Origin of the sequence: Amycolatopsis sp. GM8 (assembly GCF_021653975.1) — a bacterium.
Taxonomy (GTDB): domain Bacteria; phylum Actinomycetota; class Actinomycetes; order Mycobacteriales; family Pseudonocardiaceae; genus Amycolatopsis_E.
The window spans coordinates 911,043-930,294 of record NZ_JAJKFK010000003.1 but is presented as its reverse complement, the minus strand read 5'-3'; the positions used below and the strand labels follow the sequence as shown (position 1 = coordinate 930,294).

General features: G+C 69.0%; 19 protein-coding genes. 7 read left to right on the top strand and 12 right to left on the bottom strand.

Features of this window, described 5'->3' with window-relative positions:
- Nucleotides 1–27: 27 nt before the first annotated feature.
- Both LOZ83_RS17805 and LOZ83_RS17800 read left to right on the top strand, forming a co-directional pair.
- Nucleotides 28–2,055, top strand: coding sequence for an acyltransferase family protein (locus tag LOZ83_RS17805; protein WP_236791895.1), 2,028 nt, complete (start codon nucleotides 28–30; stop codon nucleotides 2,053–2,055).
- Between the two features lie 168 nt (nucleotides 2,056–2,223).
- Nucleotides 2,224–2,604: a class I SAM-dependent methyltransferase gene (locus LOZ83_RS17800; RefSeq protein ID WP_236791894.1), complete on the top strand. Its 381-nt coding sequence runs from the start codon at nucleotides 2,224–2,226 to the stop codon at nucleotides 2,602–2,604.
- 32 nt (nucleotides 2,605–2,636) lie between these two features.
- Here the strand turns inward: LOZ83_RS17800 and LOZ83_RS17795 are convergent, their stop codons facing one another.
- Nucleotides 2,637–3,029 carry an ester cyclase gene (locus LOZ83_RS17795; RefSeq protein ID WP_236791893.1) on the bottom strand — a complete coding sequence of 131 codons (393 nt, stop codon included), beginning with the start codon at nucleotides 3,027–3,029 and terminating at the stop codon, nucleotides 2,637–2,639.
- Nucleotides 3,022–3,642: a TetR/AcrR family transcriptional regulator gene (locus LOZ83_RS17790; protein ID WP_236791892.1), complete on the bottom strand. Its 621-nt coding sequence runs from the start codon at nucleotides 3,640–3,642 to the stop codon at nucleotides 3,022–3,024. The genes LOZ83_RS17795 and LOZ83_RS17790 overlap by 8 nt, the downstream gene beginning before the upstream one ends.
- 77 nt (nucleotides 3,643–3,719) lie before the next feature.
- Here LOZ83_RS17790 and LOZ83_RS17785 point away from each other — a divergent pair, with 77 nt between their 5' ends.
- Nucleotides 3,720–4,553 (top strand): SDR family NAD(P)-dependent oxidoreductase, encoded by an 834-nt coding sequence (locus LOZ83_RS17785; RefSeq protein ID WP_236791891.1) that lies wholly within the window; start codon nucleotides 3,720–3,722, stop codon nucleotides 4,551–4,553.
- On the opposite strand, the gene LOZ83_RS17780 is transcribed toward LOZ83_RS17785, so the two are convergent.
- The 7 genes from LOZ83_RS17780 to LOZ83_RS17750 all read right to left on the bottom strand — a co-directional run bounded on the left by LOZ83_RS17780 (nucleotide 4,478) and on the right by LOZ83_RS17750 (nucleotide 10,376).
- A complete protein-coding gene (locus LOZ83_RS17780) occupies nucleotides 4,478–5,125 on the bottom strand; it encodes a TIGR03086 family metal-binding protein (protein ID WP_236791890.1) in 648 nt (215 codons plus the stop codon). The two genes, LOZ83_RS17785 and LOZ83_RS17780, sit on opposite strands and share 76 nt — an antisense overlap.
- Nucleotides 5,126–5,614, bottom strand: coding sequence for an SRPBCC family protein (locus LOZ83_RS17775; RefSeq protein ID WP_236791889.1), 489 nt, complete (start codon nucleotides 5,612–5,614; stop codon nucleotides 5,126–5,128).
- Nucleotides 5,611–5,976: a helix-turn-helix transcriptional regulator gene (locus LOZ83_RS17770; RefSeq protein ID WP_236791888.1), complete on the bottom strand. Its 366-nt coding sequence runs from the start codon at nucleotides 5,974–5,976 to the stop codon at nucleotides 5,611–5,613. The genes LOZ83_RS17775 and LOZ83_RS17770 overlap by 4 nt, the downstream gene beginning before the upstream one ends.
- 87 nt (nucleotides 5,977–6,063) lie before the next feature.
- A complete protein-coding gene (locus LOZ83_RS17765) occupies nucleotides 6,064–6,777 on the bottom strand; it encodes a GntR family transcriptional regulator (RefSeq protein ID WP_236791887.1) in 714 nt (237 codons plus the stop codon).
- Between the two features lie 37 nt (nucleotides 6,778–6,814).
- Complete coding sequence (locus tag LOZ83_RS17760) at nucleotides 6,815–8,509, bottom strand: dihydroxy-acid dehydratase (protein ID WP_236791886.1); 1,695 nt, start codon at nucleotides 8,507–8,509, stop codon at nucleotides 6,815–6,817.
- 36 nt (nucleotides 8,510–8,545) lie between these two features.
- Nucleotides 8,546–9,520, bottom strand: a complete 975-nt coding sequence (locus LOZ83_RS17755; RefSeq protein WP_236791885.1) for a cyclase family protein — start codon at nucleotides 9,518–9,520, stop codon at nucleotides 8,546–8,548.
- On the bottom strand, nucleotides 9,507–10,376 hold the full coding sequence (locus tag LOZ83_RS17750; protein ID WP_236791884.1) for a carbon-nitrogen hydrolase family protein: 870 nt from the start codon (nucleotides 10,374–10,376) through the stop codon (nucleotides 9,507–9,509). Before LOZ83_RS17750 ends, LOZ83_RS17755 begins: the two co-directional genes overlap by 14 nt.
- A gap of 147 nt (nucleotides 10,377–10,523) precedes the next feature.
- Between LOZ83_RS17750 and LOZ83_RS17745 the strand changes: the two genes are divergently transcribed.
- The 4 genes from LOZ83_RS17745 to LOZ83_RS17730 are packed head-to-tail and all read left to right on the top strand — an operon-like array spanning nucleotide 10,524 to nucleotide 16,038.
- Entirely contained in the window at nucleotides 10,524–11,279 is a 756-nt protein-coding gene (locus LOZ83_RS17745; protein ID WP_236791883.1) for an SDR family NAD(P)-dependent oxidoreductase, read from the top strand.
- Between the two features lie 32 nt (nucleotides 11,280–11,311).
- On the top strand, nucleotides 11,312–12,322 hold the full coding sequence (locus tag LOZ83_RS17740) for an ABC transporter permease (protein ID WP_236791882.1): 1,011 nt from the start codon (nucleotides 11,312–11,314) through the stop codon (nucleotides 12,320–12,322).
- A gap of 22 nt (nucleotides 12,323–12,344) precedes the next feature.
- Nucleotides 12,345–13,499 carry a substrate-binding domain-containing protein gene (locus LOZ83_RS17735; protein WP_236791881.1) on the top strand — a complete coding sequence of 385 codons (1,155 nt, stop codon included), beginning with the start codon at nucleotides 12,345–12,347 and terminating at the stop codon, nucleotides 13,497–13,499.
- A 13-nt stretch (nucleotides 13,500–13,512) separates the two neighbouring features.
- Nucleotides 13,513–16,038, top strand: a complete 2,526-nt coding sequence (locus LOZ83_RS17730) for an ATP-binding cassette domain-containing protein (protein ID WP_236791880.1) — start codon at nucleotides 13,513–13,515, stop codon at nucleotides 16,036–16,038.
- A 246-nt stretch (nucleotides 16,039–16,284) separates the two neighbouring features.
- Here LOZ83_RS17730 and LOZ83_RS17725 read toward each other — a convergent pair whose 3' ends face one another.
- From LOZ83_RS17725 to LOZ83_RS17715, 3 genes are read right to left on the bottom strand one after another with little or no spacing between them, the layout of a single operon-like run.
- The gene (locus tag LOZ83_RS17725) at nucleotides 16,285–17,028 is read right to left on the bottom strand and encodes an SDR family NAD(P)-dependent oxidoreductase (RefSeq protein WP_236791879.1); all 744 of its coding nucleotides are present in this window, start codon (nucleotides 17,026–17,028) and stop codon (nucleotides 16,285–16,287) included.
- Complete coding sequence (locus LOZ83_RS17720) at nucleotides 17,022–17,801, bottom strand: alpha/beta fold hydrolase (protein WP_236791878.1); 780 nt, start codon at nucleotides 17,799–17,801, stop codon at nucleotides 17,022–17,024. Before LOZ83_RS17720 ends, LOZ83_RS17725 begins: the two co-directional genes overlap by 7 nt.
- Nucleotides 17,788–19,200 carry an MFS transporter gene (locus LOZ83_RS17715; protein WP_236791877.1) on the bottom strand — a complete coding sequence of 471 codons (1,413 nt, stop codon included), beginning with the start codon at nucleotides 19,198–19,200 and terminating at the stop codon, nucleotides 17,788–17,790. Before LOZ83_RS17715 ends, LOZ83_RS17720 begins: the two co-directional genes overlap by 14 nt.
- Nucleotides 19,201–19,252: the final 52 nt, after the last annotated feature.

The window sequence follows — 19,252 nt, the reverse complement described above, 5'->3', positions numbered from 1 at the left end:
GTCGGCTTCGTCGGTAACGTCACGGTGGTGGGGAGCCTGAACAGTGTGCAGCCGGCCCGGCGATACCGGCCGGAGATCCAGGGACTGCGGGCGCTCGCGTGCGCGCTGGTCGTGGTCTATCACGTGTGGCTGGACCGGATTTCCGGCGGCGTCGACGTGTTCTTCCTGCTGTCGGGATTCCTGATCACCGGCCAGCTGGTCCGGGCGAGCCTGCGTGGCCGGATCGGCTACCGCGAGTTCTGGGGCCGGATGATCAAACGGTTGTTCCCGGCCGCGCTCGTGGTGCTGCTGGTGACGGCCGGGCTGAGCGTGCTGCTGCTGCCGCAGGGACGCTGGCTGCAGACGATCCGGGAGGTCGTCGCCTCGGCGCTGTACGTCGAGAACTGGCGGCTGACCTTCGACGCGGCGGACTATTTCGCGCAGCACAACGAAGCCAGTGTGGTGCAGCACTTCTGGTCGCTGGCCATCCAGGGCCAGTTCTACGTGGTGTGGCCGCTGCTGATCGGTGGTGTCGCGCTGCTGGCACGGCGCCGTCTGCGGACCGCGGTGGTGGCCGCGCTGCTGGTGATCTTCGCCGCGTCGCTGGCGTACTCGGTGTGGCTGACCGCCGCCGACCAGCCGCTGGCCTACTTCAACTCGCTGACCCGGGTGTGGGAGTTCGCGCTGGGCGGCCTGCTCGCGCTCGTCATCGATCAGGTGGCGTTGCCGCGGCTGCTGCGGATCGCGCTCGGCTGGATCGGTGTCGCCGGGCTCGTCGCCTGCGGCCTGGTGTTCCAGGTGGGCACCCAGTTCCCCGGCTATGTCGCGTTGTGGCCGACCCTCTCGGCGGCCGTGGTGATCACCGCCGGCGCGACGGGAACCGCGGTGGGCGCGGACCGGCTGCTGTCGTCGCGGCCGCTGGCCTACCTGGGCAACCTCAGCTACTCGCTGTACCTGTGGCATTGGCCGGTGCTGGTGTTCTACCTCGTCGCCCGCGGCCGGGTCGAAGTCGGCCCGGCCGGCGGTGCGGTGGTCGTCGGCACCGCGCTGGTGCTGTCGGCCGCCACCTACCACCTGGTCGAGAAGCCCGTCCGGGAGTCCCGCATCGGGGTGCGCACCCGCTGGGGTGCCTACCGGTTCGCCGCGCTCGCGATGGCGCCCGTCCTGGTGGCCGCCGTGGCCTGGCAGGTCGCCGGCGACCACCTGATCCGCTCGCGGACGATCACCGCGGCCGACGCCGATCATCCCGGCGCGCTCGCGCTGACCGGCGGGTTCACCTACCAGGGCAAGCCGAACCCGCCGCTTGCGCCGTCGTTCCTCGCGGTCGGCGAGGACTTCGCGTGGATCGACAACTGCGAGGATTCCCCGCGCGGGGCGGAACTTTCGGTCTGCACCAGCACCACCGAGGGGCCGCCGGACAAGCGGATCGTCATCGTCGGCGACTCACATCCGACCCAGTTCATCGCCGCCCTGCTGCCGGTCGCCGAGCAGCGCAACTGGGAGCTGATCGTCCTGTCCCGTGGCGGGTGCCCGTTTTCGGTCGACTCCGAGATCGAACCCGACAACGTGGAGTGCAAGAACTGGAACGCCGCCGCGGCCGACGAAATCCTCGACCTTCGGCCTGACGCCGTGATCACCACCGCCACCCGCGACGTCCGGGTCGGGGTCGACGAAAACACCCCGCCCGGTTTCGTAGCCCAATGGTGGAAACTCGACAGCGAGAACATCCCCATCGTGGCCGTGCGCGACAACCCCCGCTACGACACGTCGCCGTCGGCCTGCGTCGAGGCACTCGGCCGGGACGCGCCCGACTGCGCGACACCGCGGGCCGATCTCTATGCCGCCGACGCGCCCTACCACCACCTCGACGACCTGCCGCAGAACGTGTCCTTTGTGGACCTCAGCGACTACTACTGCACGCCCGAGATCTGCCCGCCGGTGCTCGGCAACGTGCTGGTGTACCTGGACAACAACCACGTCACCGCCACCTACCTGTCGACGATGGCCACAATCTTCGCCACGGCGATGGACTCCGCCCTCGGCTGGGACGAACCCGACCCCCCAGCCCCCGCCTGACGATGCCGGGCGTTTGCTGAACGCCGTCCCCGACGTCTGGGCGATTTCGCTGATCTGGCGCAGCGCCAACGGCTTGCGCGGGTTCGTGTGTATTGCGGCCGGCGCGGCGGGCATTGCTGGATCGCTGACCTCCGGCAGGGCGAAGTCCCGGTTCTTCCCGCAGAGGTGATGGACGCTGCCAGTCTGCGGTACGACAACGAGTTCGACGCGGCATTCTCGATGTTCGGCGTGCTCTATCCGGGGAAGGCCGACGTTGTGAAAGCGCTTACCCAAATGGCGCGGGTGGTGTGGTCTGGTGGTGTCCTCATTTTCGCGCACTGGGCGGGCGCGGAGGGCGCGGGGCATATTTTCGTACCCGGTCCGGGCCGTCAATCGGTTGCACGATTCCGGGTTGGGGAGATGGTGTTCCCGGTGGCGCCCGAATATCTACACCAGTCTGAGGTCGAACAGGTGCTGACCGAGGCCCAATTCGCCCACGTTCGGGTGGTGCGACCGCGCTCGGCCGTCCTTCCGGAGCCTTCCCACAATATGCCGCGGCGGTGGCGGTAAGCCGGGCACCGCCGCGGCAGCACTGGTGAATGTCAGGCGGTCAATTGCCGAAGCATTTCGGCTGAGTCGTGCAGGTTCGTCATCTGCACGAACCGGCCGTTCTCGACCCGGTAGATGGCGTGCTCGACGATCTCGAAGGAGGCCCCGGAAGGGGGCACCCCGAGCCATTCTTTCGCCGGGGTTCCGGTGTTGATCGCCCGTACCGCGATGCGGTCGCGGTCGATCAGCATTTCCGCGAGTTCCCAGTGAATGTCCGGAACGGCGTCGACGAGCTGCTTCAGGCCCGCGATTACGGCGTCCCGGGTGACAGGTTCACCGTTCAGCAGGACCTTGTCGTTGACGAACTCGTGCAGGCCGTCGAAATCACGGTCATTGAGTGCCGCGCCATAGCGCAGGTACCAGGAGCGCAGGTCGCTCTCAGCCATGAGGTGGTCCTTCTTTCTCGGGTCTCACTGAATGAGTGGGTTGACCCAGGACGCGGGCGATCGCCTCGCGCATTGCGGGCATCACACCGGCCGGGTTCTCGCCCGCGATCTGTTGTGCCGCACGAAAACAGCCTACGCCGATCTCCGCGGCGGTCCGGGCCAGATCGGGGTCCGTGCCGCGCTCACACAGGACCTCGGTCAGCGCGTCCGCGACCCGGTCCAGCTTTCGTCCCGCACGGTCGCGCAGTTCCGGGTTGCCGGCCAGCAGCCGTGCCCGCAGCGCCCACAACGCGGGGTCGCCGAAGATCAGGCCGCCGATCGACTCGGTGAGCCGCCACAGTTGCCGGATCGCCGCGGGCAGGTCGGCAGCCGTCTCGTCCTCGGCCGGCGTCGCCCGGATGGTCGAGAGCAGCACCTCCTCGTCGGCGAAGAGGACCTCCTGCTTGTCGCCGAAATAGCGGAAGAACGTCGTGCGGCCGACCTCGGCCCGCTCGGCGATATCGGTCACCGACACAGCCGGGAAGCCGTGCTCGCCGAACAGCGCCCAGGCCGCGTCGATGATCTGCTGCCGAGCGCGCTGCTGCTTGCGCTCGCGCAGCGTGAGGTCCGCCATGCACTCAGCCTAGCGGAAACAGGTCGCAGTACGATATGGTATCGAGTACCAATTAGTACCTGGTTTCTGGAGGAACCATGACCACCCTCGTGATGACCGGCGCTTCCCGGGGGCTCGGCCGGCAAGCCGCCGAGCTGATGCTGCGCGACGACCCCGAGCTGCGGCTGATCGTGATCGCCCGCGGTGAGACGATCGACCACCCGCGGGTCACCACGATCCGCGCCGACCTGGCCTCACTGGCCGAGGTGCGGGCCGCCGCCGCGCGGATCACGGAGCCCGTCGACGGTTACGTCGGCAACGCCGGCCTGCAGCTCCCCGACAGTCGGGGCACCACAGTGGACGGCTACGAGCTGACCTTTGGGGTCAACGTCCTGGCCCATTTCGCGCTGATCCGGGCGCTCACGTTCAAGCCGGGCGCGCGCATCGTGATCACCGGCAGCGACGCCCATTTCGGCACCTTCCAGCACACCTTCGGCCTGGTGCCCGCCCCGCGCTGGACCACTCCGGCCGTCGTGGCCCGGCCCGCGGACGTGAAGGGCCGCGTCGCCTATTCGACCAGCAAGCTCGGCGTTGTCTACCTGGTCCACGAGCTGGCCCGCCGGATGCCCGACGCCGAGGTCTACACGTTCAATCCGGCGTTCACCCCCGGCACCGGCCTGGTCCGGGCCGACCGGCTCGGCAACTGGCTCTTCCGCCACGTCTTCACTCGTTTTCCCGGCGTCAACACCGCGGAGCGCGCCGGTACCCAGCTCGCCGCGGCGGTCACCGGCCCGCGGCCCGCGCCGTCCGGCGCCTATATCGACCGGGAAAAGGTCATGTCCAGCTCGCCGGAGTCCTATAGCGAGGAACGCGAGCGCGAACTGTGGTCGGCACTGGAGTCGATGGCGGCGCCCCGCCCGGTCGCCGGGTAAGCGTCTTCGGGCCGCCAGGCCGGGTCGCGGCCGATGAAGGCCATCAACTTGTCCTGTGCCGAGGCTTCGGGGGAGACGGGTACGGCGGGACCGAACTGCCCGCTGTCGCGCAGGATCGACTCCATCGGCCGCATCGCCGCCAGTGCGGCGGCGCAGCGTTCCTGACCCAGGTCGGGCGCCTGGCCGAGCGCCTTGGCGAGGTCCCAGGAGTGCATCCAGACGTCGCCGGTGTAGAACTGGTCGATCGCGTCCTGCACGGGTTTGTCGCCGATGTGGCGGTTGCTGAGCACGCGTCCGGCGGGCTCGTCGAGGATCGCCTGGATGTCTTTGACGTGCTGGGTCCAGGCGCCGACCGGGTCGGCCTCGACGTCCAGGGCCGGGAGCTCGATCCCGGCCCCGGTGAGGAAGCCGCGGGACCACTCGACCAGATGCTTCACGATGTCGAGAGCCGTCCACTCCGCGACCGGGGTGGGCCGCACCCAATCGCCGGCCGAGGTGGACTGGACCAATTCGGTGAACCGGGCCGCGTCCTGTGCGTGCCGCTCGGCCGGAGTCGTGGCTGCCGGCGCCATTCAGGCCCCCTTTGTGAGCAGCTCGTCGAGCTTGTCGTAGCCCTCATTGACCCCGACGTCCATGCCGCTGGACAGGATGCCGTCACGGGTCTCGAAGTCCTTCACCACGCTCAGCGCCTTCAGTCGCGTACGCCCGCCTTCGAGTCGCTCGAAGGTCAGTGTCTCCAGCGCGACCGAGTCCGGCTCGCCTTCGTAGGTGAAGGTCCACACGATCCGCTCGTGGGGCCGCACTTCGTGAAAGCTGCCGTAGAAGGAGGCGATCTCCTCGCCGCCCCGGTCGTTGGCGAAGGCCCACGCGCCGCCGGTGCGGCCGTCCCATCTGGTGATCCTCGTGGTCACCGAGCGCGGTCCGATCCATTGCCGGTAGAGCTCGGGGTCGATGTGGGCGCGGAACACCTGCTCCGGGGCCGCGTCGAACTCGCGGATGATCTGGATCGTCGGCACCTTCTCGTCCGCCACGATCTCGGTCTCGTGCTTGGTCATGGTCATCCTGCCTCTCTGGGGGTTTGCTCGGGTTCCTCGTCGCCGGCCAGCCGGCCCAGCAGGGCGTCGAGGCGCTGATAACGCTCCTCGGCCTTCCGGCGATAGCGCTCGATCCACTTCGTCATCAGGTCGAACACCTCCACATCCAGGTGCACCGGCCGGCGTTGGGCGTTCTTGCTGCGGGTCACCAGGCCGGCGTCCTGGAGCACCTTCACGTGCTTCGAGATCGCCTGGAGGCTCATGTCATACGGCTCCGCCAGCTCGCCCACGGTCGCGTCCGCGCCGGCCAGCCGGGCCACCAGATCGCGCCGGGTCGGGTCGGCCAGTGCCGCGAACACCCGGTTGAGCTGATCCGTACTGTCGTCCACCGGTCGTCCTCAACTCTTCGGTTGAATACCGAGGTTAGACCATCGTCTCGGCATTATCAACCCATTGGTTGAGGAAGGTGCGATGCTTCAGCTCTCGGGGACGATTTTCAGGCGGGTGACCGGGGGCTCGTACTGCGCGGCGTCCTCCGGGTCGAGGGACTGCTTGGCCATCATCGTCAGGGTCCCGATGAGATGATCCTGCACCGCCTCGCCGGCGGCTTCCGGGTTTCCCGCGACGATGGCGTCGTAGATCTTCTCGTGTACCGCGAGGATGTCGGCGAGGGTGCGGGTCTTCGTCGTGGACAGGCCCAGCGCGTGCATCTGGGCGCGGGTGTTCGCCACGACCGCGACGACCCGGTCGTTGCCCGCCGCGCGCACGATCGCGTCGTGGAACACCAAGTCGTGTTTCTGGAAAAGGAGCTCGTCGCTTGTTTCCGTTGCCCGGCGCATCCCGGCGAACGCTTTCTTGAAGACCGCGCGGTCGCGATCGCTCATCCGCGTCGCCGCGCGATAGGCCGACGGCGCTTCGAGCAACAGCCGCAGCGAGTAGATCTCTTCGATGTCCTTGATGGACAGCTCGAGGATCCGCACCCCGCGGCTGCGCTCGAACTTGACCATGCCGTTGGCCGCGAACCGCAGGAGCGCCTCGCGGACCGGCGTGCGGGACACTCCCAGCTGACCGGCGATGTCCGCGACGGAGTGCAGTGAGCCGGGCGCCAGTTCGCCGGACCGGATCGCGCCCCTGATCTGTTCGAAGACCTGTTCGGTCAGCGACGAGCTCTCACTGGACAGTGGCTTCACGCGCACAACCCTTTCGTTGGCAGGCGAGGAAAACAGGCTACAAGAACGACAGGTCGGCACCCTCACTGGCGGGCAGCACGGTTTCGGCGTAAAGCCGCCGCCAGCCCCGCGCCGGCAAGGGTGCGGGCGTGAACTCGGCCAGCCGCCTCGCCACTTCGGCTTCGTCGACGAGCAGGTCGATCCGCCGCGCCGGGACGTTCAGCCGGATGAGGTCCCCGTTGCGGACCGCGGCGAGGGGACCGCCCGCCGCCGCTTCCGGATCGCAGTGCAGGACCACGGTTCCGTACGAGGTGCCGCTCATCCTCCCGTCGGACACGCGGACCATGTCGCGCACGCCCTGGCGCGCGAGCTTTGCCGGAATCGGCAGCGCGCCCGCCTCGGGCATCCCGCCGGCGATCGGGCCTGCCATCCGCAGTACCAGCACGTGCTGCGGGGTGAGGTCGAGGTCCGGGTCGTCGAGGATGGCGGCGATGTCCTGCCCGGCGTCCACGACGAACGCCGGTCCGGTGTGCTGCAACAGGTCCGGGGTCGCCGCCGAGGTCTTGATCACCGCGCCGGCGGGGGCGAGCGAGCCGGTGAGCACCGCGAGCGCCCCGGGCGCGCCGAGCGGGTCGTCCAGGGTCCGGACCACCGGCCGCGTGCCGGGGTGCGGGCGGACGTCCTCGATCAGCTCGGCGAGGGACCGCCCGGCGACCCCGACCGCCGAGGTGTCCAGGTGTCGTTCGAGTTCCTTGAGCAGCACCGGAATTCCGCCCGCACGGTGGAAGTCCTCCAGGTAGTTGCTGCCCGACGGCTTGCAGTCGACGAGCAGCGGGATCTTCGTGCCGATCGTGTCGAAGTCGCTGAGCACCAGGTCGACGCCCGCGCGCCGGGCCACCGCGATCAGGTGGATCAGCGCATTGGTGGAACCACCGACGGCGGCCAGGACCTTGATCGCGTTTTCGAACGCCTCGCGGGTGAGGATTTCCCGCGGTTTCGGGCTGTGCGCGCGGGCGAGCTCCACGGCGCGGCGCCCGGTCGCGACGCCGTGTCGCAGCCGGGCGCCGGTGGACGCGCCGGGGGTGGCACCGCCGGGCAGCATCATCCCCAGGGTTTCGGTCAGGCACGCCATCGTCGAGGCGGTGCCCATCACCGCGCAGGTACCCGCGGTGCTCACCAGTTCGCTGCGGGCTTCGGTGATCTCCGCGGTGTCGAGGTCGCCACCGCGGTGGTTCGCCCACAGCCGGCGGCAGTCGGTGCACGCGCCGAGCCGCTCGCCGCGCCAGCTGCCGGTCATCATCGGTCCCACGACCTCCAGCAGGACCGGCTTGTCCGAGGACGCGGCGGCCATCAGCTGGGCCGGCACGGTCTTGTCGCAGCCGCCGAGCAGCACGGCCGCGTCCATCGGCAGCGCCCGGATCATCTCCTCGGTGTCCATCGCCATCAGGTTCCGGAACAGCATGGTGGTGGGGGAGGTGAGGATCTCGCCGAGCGAGATCGTCGGGAACTCCATCGGCAGCCCGCCCGCTTCGAGCACGCCTCGCCGCACGGCCTGCAGCAGGGCCGGCATGTCGCGGTGACACGTGTTGTAGTCCGAAGTGGTCACCGCGATGCCGACCACCGGCCGGTCGAGGTCCACGTCGTCGAAGCCCCGGGAGGCCAGGAACGCGCGGCGCAGGAACCGGCTGAACCCCTCGTCGCCGTACGAGGTCCGGCTCGTGTCGACCGCGGACGTGGACTCGTGCTCAGACATGTAGTCGCCTCACTCGCAGGTTGGTCAGTGGGTTGGTCACTGGGACAGCGGCATCGCGAGCGGGCGCATCGGGGCCCCGGTCGCGCCGCGGATCTTCAGGCCGGCGCCGATGAACGCGAACTCGTACAGCGACTCGGCCGCCAGTTGCTCGCAGTCGACGAGCTCCATGATCGGCACCCCGGCTTCGCCGAGCAGATAGGTATGGACCACTTGCCAGTTCTCCGGGTCCTGGGCGGGCATCTGCTCGAGCGCGGAGTTGTCGCCCGCGATCACGGCGGCGCCCGCCTCGGCCAGGAACCGCGCCCCGGACAGGTTCAGGCCAGGGCTGTTGTCGATGTAGCGCATCGGGTCCGGCCACTGGGTCATCCGGCCGGTCCGGACCAGCGCGATGTCGCCGGGGAAGAATGTGGTGCCCTGTTTTCGCAGGGTCTCCCGCAGATCGTCAGCACCGATCCCGTAGTTCCCGGGCAGCATGTCCACGCCGTGCAGTGCGGCCACGTCGAACAGCACGCCGCGGCCGATGATGGGCGGGATCTTGTCGGCGCCGCATTTGGTCCAGTGCCGGGAACTCAGATGCTGAGCGGCGGCGAACCCGTTCCAGATCTCTCCGTGGTAGCCGAAATGGTTGAGCGTGTCGATATGCGTTCCGGTGTGCGTGTACATCGACACCGCGTCACCGGAATAGGACACCAGCTGGTTCTGTGCCGGCCCGGCGCCGGTCAGATCGTCGACGATCGTGCCGGCCGGTGTGTGGGTCATCCACTGCTGGAATGGCGGGTCACCGGCTTTGACCCACGACGGCATGCCCATGAACAGGTCGACGGACAGGTCAATCGCCGAGCCGCCGTCGGCGCGGCGGACGACCTCGCGCGCCCGGTCCGCGGACAGCAGGTTGAGCATGCCGATCTCGTCGTCCGGCCCGAACGGGCTCCTGCTCACTTTCCGGAATTCGGCGGCATACGCGGCGATCTTCCGCCGGGTGGCCTCGGTGATCAGTTCAGGTCCGCACACGACTCGTGTCCTCCTCGGTGATCGCCGCATACTGAGCCGGTTTGCGTTCCGCGAAGATTTCCAGTTCGTACTCGCCCGCCGCGAAAACCAGTTTCTTGTCCCGTGCCCGGGAAATGTCCACTTCGCTGCCGAACACCCCCGAATCCTTCCCGGCGTTCAGCAGCACCTCGCCGGACGGAGACACGATCTGGCTCTGCCCAAGGAACTCCGTGCCGTTCTCACTGCCGGTCCGGTCGGACACCGCGAGATAGACGAGATTTTCCAGTGCCCGCACGCGGGTCACGTGCTCGGCGAGGAAGGTGGCGCGCAGCGTCCACGCCGTGGGCATCGCGATGACGTCCGCGCCTTCGAGTGCGAGAACCCGCGCCGATTCGGGAAAGCGGAGATCGAAGCAGATCATCACGCCGACGTTCCCGACCGGTGTCTCGACCACCCGGGGCGCGCCATCGCGGCCGGGGGAGACGAACCGGTCGGCGCCCAGGTACGGCAGGTGTTGCTTGCGATACGTGCCGAGCACGCCATCCGGTCCGAGCGTGGCCGCGCAGTTGTAGAGCTCGCCGCTGTCGGACTCCAGGAACCCGACCACGGCGAAGACCGAAGCCGCGCGGCAGGCGTCCACCAGACGCGCGATCCGCGGGTCGCCCAACCCGATCGCCACCTGTTCGGCGGCCGCGCGCGAGTCGATCAGGTACCCGCTGAGCGTGCACTCCGGGAAGACGATCAGATCCTCGCCCTTCGCCTGTTCGATCGCGCCGACCGTCGCGGCGAGGTTGGCGTCGAGATCCGGCCCCGCCGAAGGGAGCTGAGCGACCGCGATGCGCACTGTTCCGTCTGTCCGGTTCAAGTCCCGTTCCACCGCCCTTCCTGTTGAAATGATAGTGGCACGTTGTATGCAACATATCAATAGAAGTCTTGACATGCTACATATCGCATGCCACTCTCGTCGGCATTCGGCATGTCATCGCCGCAGGTCAGCGGTGAACAACGACGTAGGGAACATGCGATGCGGAACGCGGTCATGGTCACCGGCGCGGCCGGTGGGATCGGTGCGGCGGTCGCCCGCGCGGTCGCCGCCACGGGCAGGCCCGTGCTGCTGGTCGACCGGAGCGCCGGCGAAGCCGAGCGGCTCGCGGACGAGTTGCGTGCCCAGGGGCACCAGGCCCGCGCCCACGGCGCGGACGTGACCGACGAGGTCGCGGTCGAGGGGGCCGTGGCCGCGGCGGTGGCCGCCTGGGGCCGGATCGACGGCCTCGTCACGTGTGCGGCGACGATGAGCGCCCGCCCGCTGACCGAGACCACGCTGGCGGACTGGACCCGGGTGCTCGACGTGAACGCGACCGGCACCTTCCTGGCCTGCAAGCACGTGGTCCGCGCGATGGTCACCCAGGGCTCGGGCGGCGCGATCGTCAACGTCTCGTCGATCTCCGGCCGGGTCGGGCTGGCGAACCAGCCGGCGTACTGCGCGTCGAAAGGCGCGGTGCGCCAGCTGAGCCGGCAGATCGCGGTCGACTACGCGCCGTACGACGTGCGCTGCAACGTGGTGAGCCCTGGTTCCGTGCGCACCGAACAGCTGCGGACCTACCTCGCTGCGCAAGAGGATCCGGCCGCCGCGGAACGTGCGCTCGTGGCCGCGCATCCGCTGCGGCGGGTGGCCGAGGTGGCCGAGGTCTCCTCGGTCGTCACGTTCCTGCTCAGCCCGCAGGCGAGCTTCCTCACCGGTGCCGACGTGGCCGTCGACGGCGGTTACACCGCCCAGTGAATCCCTTACGGCGCAACAGAAAGGACACGTCGATGTCGGTCGACCTCCGCGAACCCCGGCAACGGGCCGGGCAACGGCCGAGGCTGCTGCCGCGCGGGCCGTTCGTCCCGGTGTGGGTGATGACCGCGGCGCTGTTCGCGGTCAGCCCGGTGCTCGCGCCCGGGAGCCTCTCCGGCTCCGCGCTCAGCTCGATGTTGCCGTTCGCCGCGATCCTGGTGCTCGCCGCGCTCGGCGAGGCTTTCGTGATCACCCAAGGCGGGATCGACCTTTCGGTGCCGGGTGCGATGGCGCTGGCCGCCCTGTTCGCGACCAAGGTGCCGGCGCTGACCGGGCTCCCGCTGGCGGTGTCGGCGGTACTCGGGCTGCTCGCCGGTGCGGCCGCCGGCGGAGTGGTCGGCGTGCTCGTCGTGCGGTTGCGGATCGCCGCGTTCGTCGTGACGCTCGCGATGAACGCGATCCTCATCGGGTTCGTGCTGCATATCTCGAACGGGTTCCCCGCGTCCGCGAACCCGGCCGTGAGCGCGTTCGCGACCGGTTCCGTGCTGGGCGTGCCCAACCTGCTGATCATCGCCGTCATCCTGGTCGGGCTGACCCAGTGGCTGCGGCGGCGGACGGTCGCGGGACGGCGGTTCGTGAGTGTCGGGGCGAACCCGGCGGCGGCCCGGCTGCTCGGAATCCGCGCCGAGGGCTACCGGATCGCCGCGTACGCCATCGCCGGGCTGCTGTACGCCGTCGCGGGGCTGCTGCTGGCGGCCTACCTGCGCACCCCCGACATCCTGCTCGGCAACAGCTACCAGCTCTCGACCATCGCCGCCGTCGTGCTCGGGGGAAGCCTCCTGACCGGCGGGGTGAGCAGCGCGGTCGCGACCGGCGTCGCGGCGGTCTTCCTGACCCAGCTCAACCAGGTCGTGCTCGCCGCCGGCGCGCCGACGTCGATCCAGTTGCTCGTGCAGGCGGCCGTGCTCGCACTGGCCGTCGTGGCTCGCCGGGTGCCGTTCGGCGCGCTCGTCCGGCGGCTCCGCCCGTCCCGTCCTGTCCAGTAGTCCCCCGGAAATTGGAGTCACCATGGTCAACACCCGACGCCGCGCGCTGGCCGCCGGCTCGATGATCGCCGTCGCGCTCGCCGCCGCTGGTTGCGCGAGCCCGAAAGGCGGTGGTACCTCGTCGAACGTCGACCAGGTCTACAGCGACAAGGGCCGGATCGGCGAGGTCTCGCAGCTGAAGTCGATCACCGAGTTCTGTGGCACGAAACCGTTGAAGGTCGCGCTGGCCGATGGCACGGGGGACAACGCCTGGCGCAAGACCGCGCGTGCGGAGTTCGAGGACGAGGCCGGCAAATGCCCGAACCTGACGGTGATGCCGTACTCCGACGCACAGAACAACACGCAGAAGGCGATCAGTGACATCAAGGCGCTCGTCGCGCAGGGCGCGGACGCGATCGTCGTGTTCCCCGACGCCGGGCAGGCGCTCCTGCCGACACTGCGGGAGGCGCACCAGGCCGGGGTCGCGGTCGTGCCGTGGACGGCGAACCCGGGCGGCACGCCGGGCACCGACTACACGACCTTCGTCGGCCACAACACGATCAACGACGGGCACACCTGGGCGCGCTGGACATGCCAGCACCTGGGCGAGGCGGGCGGCAACGTGCTGTTCCTCGGCGGCACGCCGGGCAACACCCAGAGCACCACGGAGATCAAGGGCGTCGAGGACGAGTTCGCGAGCAACCCGGCGTGCAAGAACGCCAAGCTGCTCAACGAGCCGGGCACTCCCGTCGACACCGACTGGAACCCGGCGCAGACGCAACGGGTCGTCGCGGGCCTGCTGACCAAGTACCCCAAGATCGACGCGATCATCTCCGACTCGGGTGACGGTTCGGTCGGCGGCCTGCGGGCGTTCACCGCGGCCGGCCGCAAGCTTCCACTGTGGACGGCGAACGACAACAACGGGTTCGCCTGCCAGTGGCAGCAGATCCACGCTCAGCAACCGGATTTCGGCATCGTGACCGTGTCGAGCCGGACCTGGCTGGTGCGCCTCGCGCTGCGCAAGGCCGTCGCCGCCAAGGAAGGCATCGCGGACAACGAACCGGACATCATCAACATCCCGGTCTACGAGGACAGCTTCGACAGCGCCAAGCAGCCCAGGTGTGACACCACACTGCCCGCCAGCGCGATCCTGTCGGGACAGCTGACGCCCGAAAAGTTCAAGAGCATCTACAACTAAGAGGACTTTCACGATGCCTGAATCGAGTGCCCAGCTGGTGCTGCGCGGGGTCACCAAACGGTTTCCCGGTGTCCTCGCGCTGGACGGCGTGGACTTCGAAGCACACGCCGGTGAGATCCATGCCCTCGTCGGCGGCAACGGCGCCGGCAAGTCGACCCTGATGGCGGTCGCTTCGGGAGCACAGAAGCCGGACCGCGGGACGGTCGAGATCGCGGGACGTCCGCTGACCGAGCTGTCGCCAGTGGCCGCCCGTGAACACGGTCTCGCGATCGCGTTCCAGCATCCGGCGCTGCTGCCCGACCTGACGGTGACCGAGAACCTCATGCTCTCGGTGCCCGCCGCGAAACGCCCGAGCTTCGGTGCGGCAGCGCGGTGGGCGGAGCAGCGGCTGCGGGCGATGGGCATGCCGATCGATCCGGCGGTCCCGGTCCGTGAGCTGACTCTCGCCGAGAAGCAGGCGGTCGAGATCTGCGGTGCACTCGCCTGCGATCCGCGGGTGGTGATCTTCGACGAGCCGACCGAGCCGTTCATGGCCGCCGAGACCGACCGGCTGTTCGAGCACATCCGCGAGCTGGCCGCCCGGGGCGTCGCCGTCGTCTACATCAGCCACCGGCTGCCCGACGTGTTCGCCCTCGCCGACCGCATCACGGTGCTGCGGGACGGCGAGGTGCGCGGGACCTTCAACCGGTCCGACGTGACCGAGCAGGAGATCATCACGCGCGTCGCCGGCCGGGAGGTCACCGCGCTGTTCCCGGATCGCGCGAGCGATCCGGGTGAGACCGTGCTGCAGGCGCAGGATCTGACCTCCGACCGCCTCGGCGGGGTGAGCGTCGCCTTGGCACGGCGGGAGATCCTCGGGCTCGCCGGCGTCGAGGGCAACGGGCAGCGGGAGTTTCTCCGGTCGCTGGGCGGCGCCGCGCCGGCACGGGGGCGGGTGACGATCGAAGGCCGGCCGGTCGACCTGTCGAGCCCGCGGCGGGCGCGCGACTCAGGTGTCGTCCTGATGCCCCAGGAGCGGCACGTGGAAGGTGTCGCGACTGTCCATTCGGTACGGGAAAACCTGACGGTCGCGGCGACGGGCGTGACGTCGCGCGCCGGTGTGATCGCGGCGCGGCGGGAAGAACAGCTCGTGCACCGCGAGGTCGCCGCGCTCGGGATCAAGCTCGCGTCCCCGGACGTAGCCGTCGAGACGCTGTCCGGCGGCAACCAGCAGAAGGTGGTGCTCGGCCGGGCACTGCTGTCGGACCCCAAGGTGCTGCTGTGCGACGAACCCACCCAGGGCATCGATGTCGGCGTTCGGTCCGACATCTACCACCGGCTACGGGAAACGGCCGAGGGCGGGGTGCCGGTGGTGGTGCTCAGCTCCGACAACGTGGAGCTCGCCGGCCTGTGCGACCGGGTGCTGGTCTTCTCGAAGGGGCAGGTGGTCGCGGAACTGACCGGTGACGAGATCACCGACGACGCGATCACCGCGGCGTCGTTGACCGGATCGGTTGTCACGCAAGAAAAGCAGGCCGCGAAACCGGCCCGCCGCCGGCGACGGTTCCTTTCGGGTGAGCAGGGGCCGAGCGTGTTCCTGCTCACCGCGATCCTCGTGTTGCTGGCCGTCGGCGCCGGGCAGAACAGCCGGTTCCTCTCCGGGTTCAACATCTCGAGCATGCTGGAGCTGGCCGGCCCGCTGCTGTTCCTCTCGGCCGGGCAGCTGATCGTGATGCTGACGGGAGGGATCGACCTGTCCGTCGGGCCGTTGTGCGGCGCGCTGGTGGTCGTGGGCTCGTTCTACATCGGTGACGATTACGCGGTGATCTGGTGGATCTTCGGGGCGGTCCTGATGGTGCTGGTGGCCGTCGGGGTCGGGCTGCTCAACGGCGGCCTGGTGAAGTTCGCCCGGGTCACGCCGGTGGTCGCGACGCTGGTGACGTTCATGGGACTGCAAGGTCTTTCGCTGTTCCTGCGTGCTGTGCCCGGCGGTCCGATCGCCGAGCCGGTGACCTCGTTCCTGAAGGCCGAGGTCGGCCCGGTGCCGTGGCCCGTGCTCGCCGGAGTCGTGCTCCTGGTGCTGTTCGAACTCGCTTCGCGGCGCAGTGTCACCGGATTGTTCTTGCGTGGCACGGGTTCCGACGACAAAGCAGCGCACAAGCGGGGCATCCCGGTCGCCCGGGTGTACGTACTGTCCTATGTGGCCAGCGCCGGGTGCACGCTGCTCGGTGCTTTCCTGCTGGCGGCGCAGACCGGGATCGGCGACCCGACCGCCGGCACCTCCTACACGCTCACCAGCATCACCGCGGTGGTCCTCGGCGGCGCGTCGATCTTCGGCGGACGGGGGAGTTTCCTCGGTGTCCTGTCCGGCGTGGTGCTGCTTCAGGTGACCCAGACGACCGCGGCCTTCGCCGGGCTGTCCCAGGCGTGGCAGTACTGGCTCCCGGGGCTGATGGCCCTGCTCGCGACCGGCCTGTTCGCCCAGGTACAACGCCGCCGGAAACCCGGTCGAACTGCTCAACCGCGCACTGACGCGGCATCGCGACGAGACCGCGAGTGAGATCAGCACCGAGACCGCCGAGACAAGCGAGACTGCCGACAAGACGGACCCAGTGGTGCGTCTCGTGGCGGTCCCAGACGAGTCAGGCCCACCGGCGGACGCGACCCTGGCGTGGGGTTGGTGGAGCACGGATGTCGGGGTCCGCCACTACTCCTGTGGTTCAAAGTCCTCCTCTCATCAGACAGTAGGGCAGCCACGCACCCGAGATGATCACTGCCGCAGAAGATGCCGACGCACCAACACCGGCTAAGAAGCCAGGCCGCCGTCCACGACGAACTCGGCGCCGGTGATGAAGGCGCCGGTGGGGGAGACCAGGAACAGCACCGTCGCCGCTACCTCGCCGGCCAGGCCCCGGCGTCCCAGCGGGGTGGCGGCGATGACCTGGGCGTTCCACTCGTCGGTGATGGCGTCGAGCATGGTGGTGTCGATGAAGCCCGGGTGTACCGAGTTGACGCGGATGTTGTACGCCCCGAGTTCGACGGCAGCGCATTTCGTCATGCCGCGGACCGCCCATTTGGTCGTGGAGTAGGCGATCTGGTTGGGGTACGGGCGGTGCGACGCGATCGACGAGATGTTCACGATCGTCCCGCCGCCGCAGGCTTTCATCGCCCCCGCGGCCGCCCGCATACCCAGGAACGGGCCGCGCTGGTTGACGCGGTAGTGCTCGTCGAAGTTCTCCAGCGTCGTTTCCGTGACGTCGGCGCCCGGGCGGTAGACCCCGGCGTTGTTGACCAGGATCGTGGGCGGGCCCAACAGATCGGTCGTGCGCTGGATGAGCGTGTCCCAGGACTGCTCACAGCCGACGTCGTGGGGTTCGTAGACCGTGCGGTCCCCGAGTTCGACGGCAAGCGTTTTCCCGTCGGTGTCACGGCCACCGGCGATCACCGTGGACGCGCCCGCCCCGGCGAGGGCACGCACGATCGCGGCACCGATTCCGCGTGCGCCACCGGTCACGATCGCGATCTGCCCGTCCAGTTCGTGGTTCACCATGGTGCGATCCCATCTACGAAGCCCAGCAATGCCCGGTTCACGGCCAGCGGTTGTTCTTCAGTGACAAGATGTCCGCTGTCCGGGACGCGCACGAACGTCGAGCGAGGCATGCACGCGTGCATGGCTTCAGCGCGGGCAATCGGGATGCCACCGTCGTCTTCGGCGTGGATGATCAGCGTGGGCACCGTGATTTCGGCGAGCCGGGTGAGCCGGTCCGTACGGTCGATCCACGACCGGTACTCGCCCCACACGGACCGGGACGGGCGGGCGCGCCACTTGCTCACCCAGCGCTGGACGTGCGCCGGGTCCTCTTCGATCGTGCGCGGACCGAAGATCACCGGGATGAATGCCGCGGCGAACTCCGCCGGGATCGGCTCCTCGGTGTCCATCGGTTCGAGCAATTCCCCGAACCGCACCCGTTCCTCGGCGCTGTAGGCATCCGCCATGGACGACACGAGCACGAGACCCGCGAGCCGTTCGGGGTGCTTCAGCGCGAGTTCGATACCCATGAACCCGCCCACCGACATGCCGACGAGCACGAACCGGTCGACGCCCGCGCCGTCGGCCACGTCGAGGCAGTCGGAGACCAGGTCGTCCAGGCACCGTTCCGTGCCGTACCGGGACGTGCCCGCCCGGCTGGTGTAGGCGATCGTCCGGTAGCGGTCGCTCAACGCCGCGATCTGCGGGTCGAACATGGTGCGGTCCAGCAGCGTGCCATGGCTGAACACGAGAGCGGGACCGGCACCGCGGTCGAGAATGTCACTGTCCTGCATGGACTTCTCCTGTCGGGGACACCACGGGACGGGTGATTTCGTCGGCATAGACCTGTTCGAGGGTCTTACCGGTGACGCGCGGGCCGAGGACGCGGATCACGATCGCGCCGGCCGCCAGCAGTGCTGCCATGACGGCGAAGACGCCGCCGAAACCGATGGTGCCGAAGGCGAATCCGATGACGACCGGGGCGGCGAGCCCACCGGCGTTGCCCGCGGTGGAGGCGAGCCCGGCTCCCGTCGCGCGGATCGCGGTCGGGTAGACCTCGGAGCAATAGGGGAACACGATGCCGGAGATGCACGTGATGCAGATGGACAGCGCCATGCCGATGAACAGCAGCGCGATGCTGTCCCGCGGCACGATGCCCAGCGCGAGCGACGCCACCGTCGCGAAGCCGAAGAACGTCACCAGCAGGGTGCGCCGCTCGAACCGGTCGCTGACGAAGATCGCGGTCAGATACCCGATGGGCTGGGCGACGAACAGCAGGAAGCTGTAGGTGGCGGCGACCCCCGGATCGATGCCGATTTCGAGGAACAGTGACGGCATCCAGGTGAAGAACCCGAAGAAGGCGAACAGGAACACGAACGAGCCCAGCCAGGTGGCCACCGACACGCGGGCGAGCCCGTTGCGCCACACCTCGAGCGGCGACCGGGACACCGGCGGTGCGGCCGGCGCGACGGCGGTGTCCGGCGGAACGGGCGGCAGCGCGGCCCCGTGCCGTGCCGCGATCACGCGCTCCTCTAGACGACGCACGACGGCGTCCGCGTCGGCGACGCGGCCCTGGGCGAGCAGCCAGCGTGGCGACTCGGGCAGCGATCGCCGCCACCACAGGAGCACCAGGACGGGCAGCCCGCAGAGCACGGCGGTGATGCGCCAGCCGTCGTGCAGCGGGACGACGAACGAGCCCAGTACCGCGGCGATGACGTTGCCGAGCGAGAAGAACAGCGTGACGCCGCTGACGAACCGGCCGCGGCTGTGCCCGGTGGCGAACTCGGAGATATAGGGCGAGACGATCGCCGCCTCGGCACCCGCGCCGAGACCGCCGATGATCCGCACCGCGATGATGAACGCGAACCCGTTCGCGAACGCCAGCCCGATGGACGCCGCACAGAACAGCAGCAGCGCGTAGAGCATGACCTTCTTGCGGCCGAAACGGTCGCCGATCATGCCGGCGAACAGGGCGCCGACGATCATGCCGACCGGTGCGGCGCCGCCGATCAACCCGATCTGGCCGTTGCTCAGCCCGAATTCCGTTTTCAGGTGCGGCAGCATGAAACCGATGATCACGATGTCGAGTGCTTCGAAGAGGTGGCCGAGGCCGCCCGCGAAGAGGATGCCGAGCTGTGGCCGGCCCATCGGGAGCCGTTCGAGGCGGGCGAGGATGTGGGTGTCGCTGGACATGGTGGGCCTCCGGGAGGAGAGCAGGAAGAAGTGCCCGGCAGTACCGGGTCGG

Excerpts from the sequence above, each read along its gene's own strand:
- LOZ83_RS17760 (WP_236791886.1), bottom strand. The coding sequence starts at position 8,509 with ATGTCTGAGCACGAGTCCACGTCCGCGGTCGACACGAGCCGGACCTCG.
- LOZ83_RS17785 (WP_236791891.1), top strand. The coding sequence starts at position 3,720 with ATGACCACCCTCGTGATGACCGGCGCTTCCCGGGGGCTCGGCCGGCAA.
- LOZ83_RS17790 (WP_236791892.1), bottom strand. The coding sequence starts at position 3,642 with ATGGCGGACCTCACGCTGCGCGAGCGCAAGCAGCAGCGCGCTCGGCAG.
- LOZ83_RS17720 (WP_236791878.1), bottom strand. The coding sequence starts at position 17,801 with ATGCAGGACAGTGACATTCTCGACCGCGGTGCCGGTCCCGCTCTCGTG.
- LOZ83_RS17740 (WP_236791882.1), top strand. The coding sequence starts at position 11,312 with ATGTCGGTCGACCTCCGCGAACCCCGGCAACGGGCCGGGCAACGGCCG.
- LOZ83_RS17735 (WP_236791881.1), top strand. The coding sequence starts at position 12,345 with ATGGTCAACACCCGACGCCGCGCGCTGGCCGCCGGCTCGATGATCGCC.
- LOZ83_RS17795 (WP_236791893.1), bottom strand. The coding sequence starts at position 3,029 with ATGGCTGAGAGCGACCTGCGCTCCTGGTACCTGCGCTATGGCGCGGCA.
- LOZ83_RS17780 (WP_236791890.1), bottom strand. The coding sequence starts at position 5,125 with ATGGCGCCGGCAGCCACGACTCCGGCCGAGCGGCACGCACAGGACGCG.
- LOZ83_RS17775 (WP_236791889.1), bottom strand. The coding sequence starts at position 5,614 with ATGACCATGACCAAGCACGAGACCGAGATCGTGGCGGACGAGAAGGTG.
- LOZ83_RS17730 (WP_236791880.1), top strand. The coding sequence starts at position 13,513 with ATGCCTGAATCGAGTGCCCAGCTGGTGCTGCGCGGGGTCACCAAACGG.
- LOZ83_RS17715 (WP_236791877.1), bottom strand. The coding sequence starts at position 19,200 with ATGTCCAGCGACACCCACATCCTCGCCCGCCTCGAACGGCTCCCGATG.
- LOZ83_RS17800 (WP_236791894.1), top strand. The coding sequence starts at position 2,224 with ATGGACGCTGCCAGTCTGCGGTACGACAACGAGTTCGACGCGGCATTC.
- LOZ83_RS17745 (WP_236791883.1), top strand. The coding sequence starts at position 10,524 with ATGCGGAACGCGGTCATGGTCACCGGCGCGGCCGGTGGGATCGGTGCG.
- LOZ83_RS17725 (WP_236791879.1), bottom strand. The coding sequence starts at position 17,028 with ATGGTGAACCACGAACTGGACGGGCAGATCGCGATCGTGACCGGTGGC.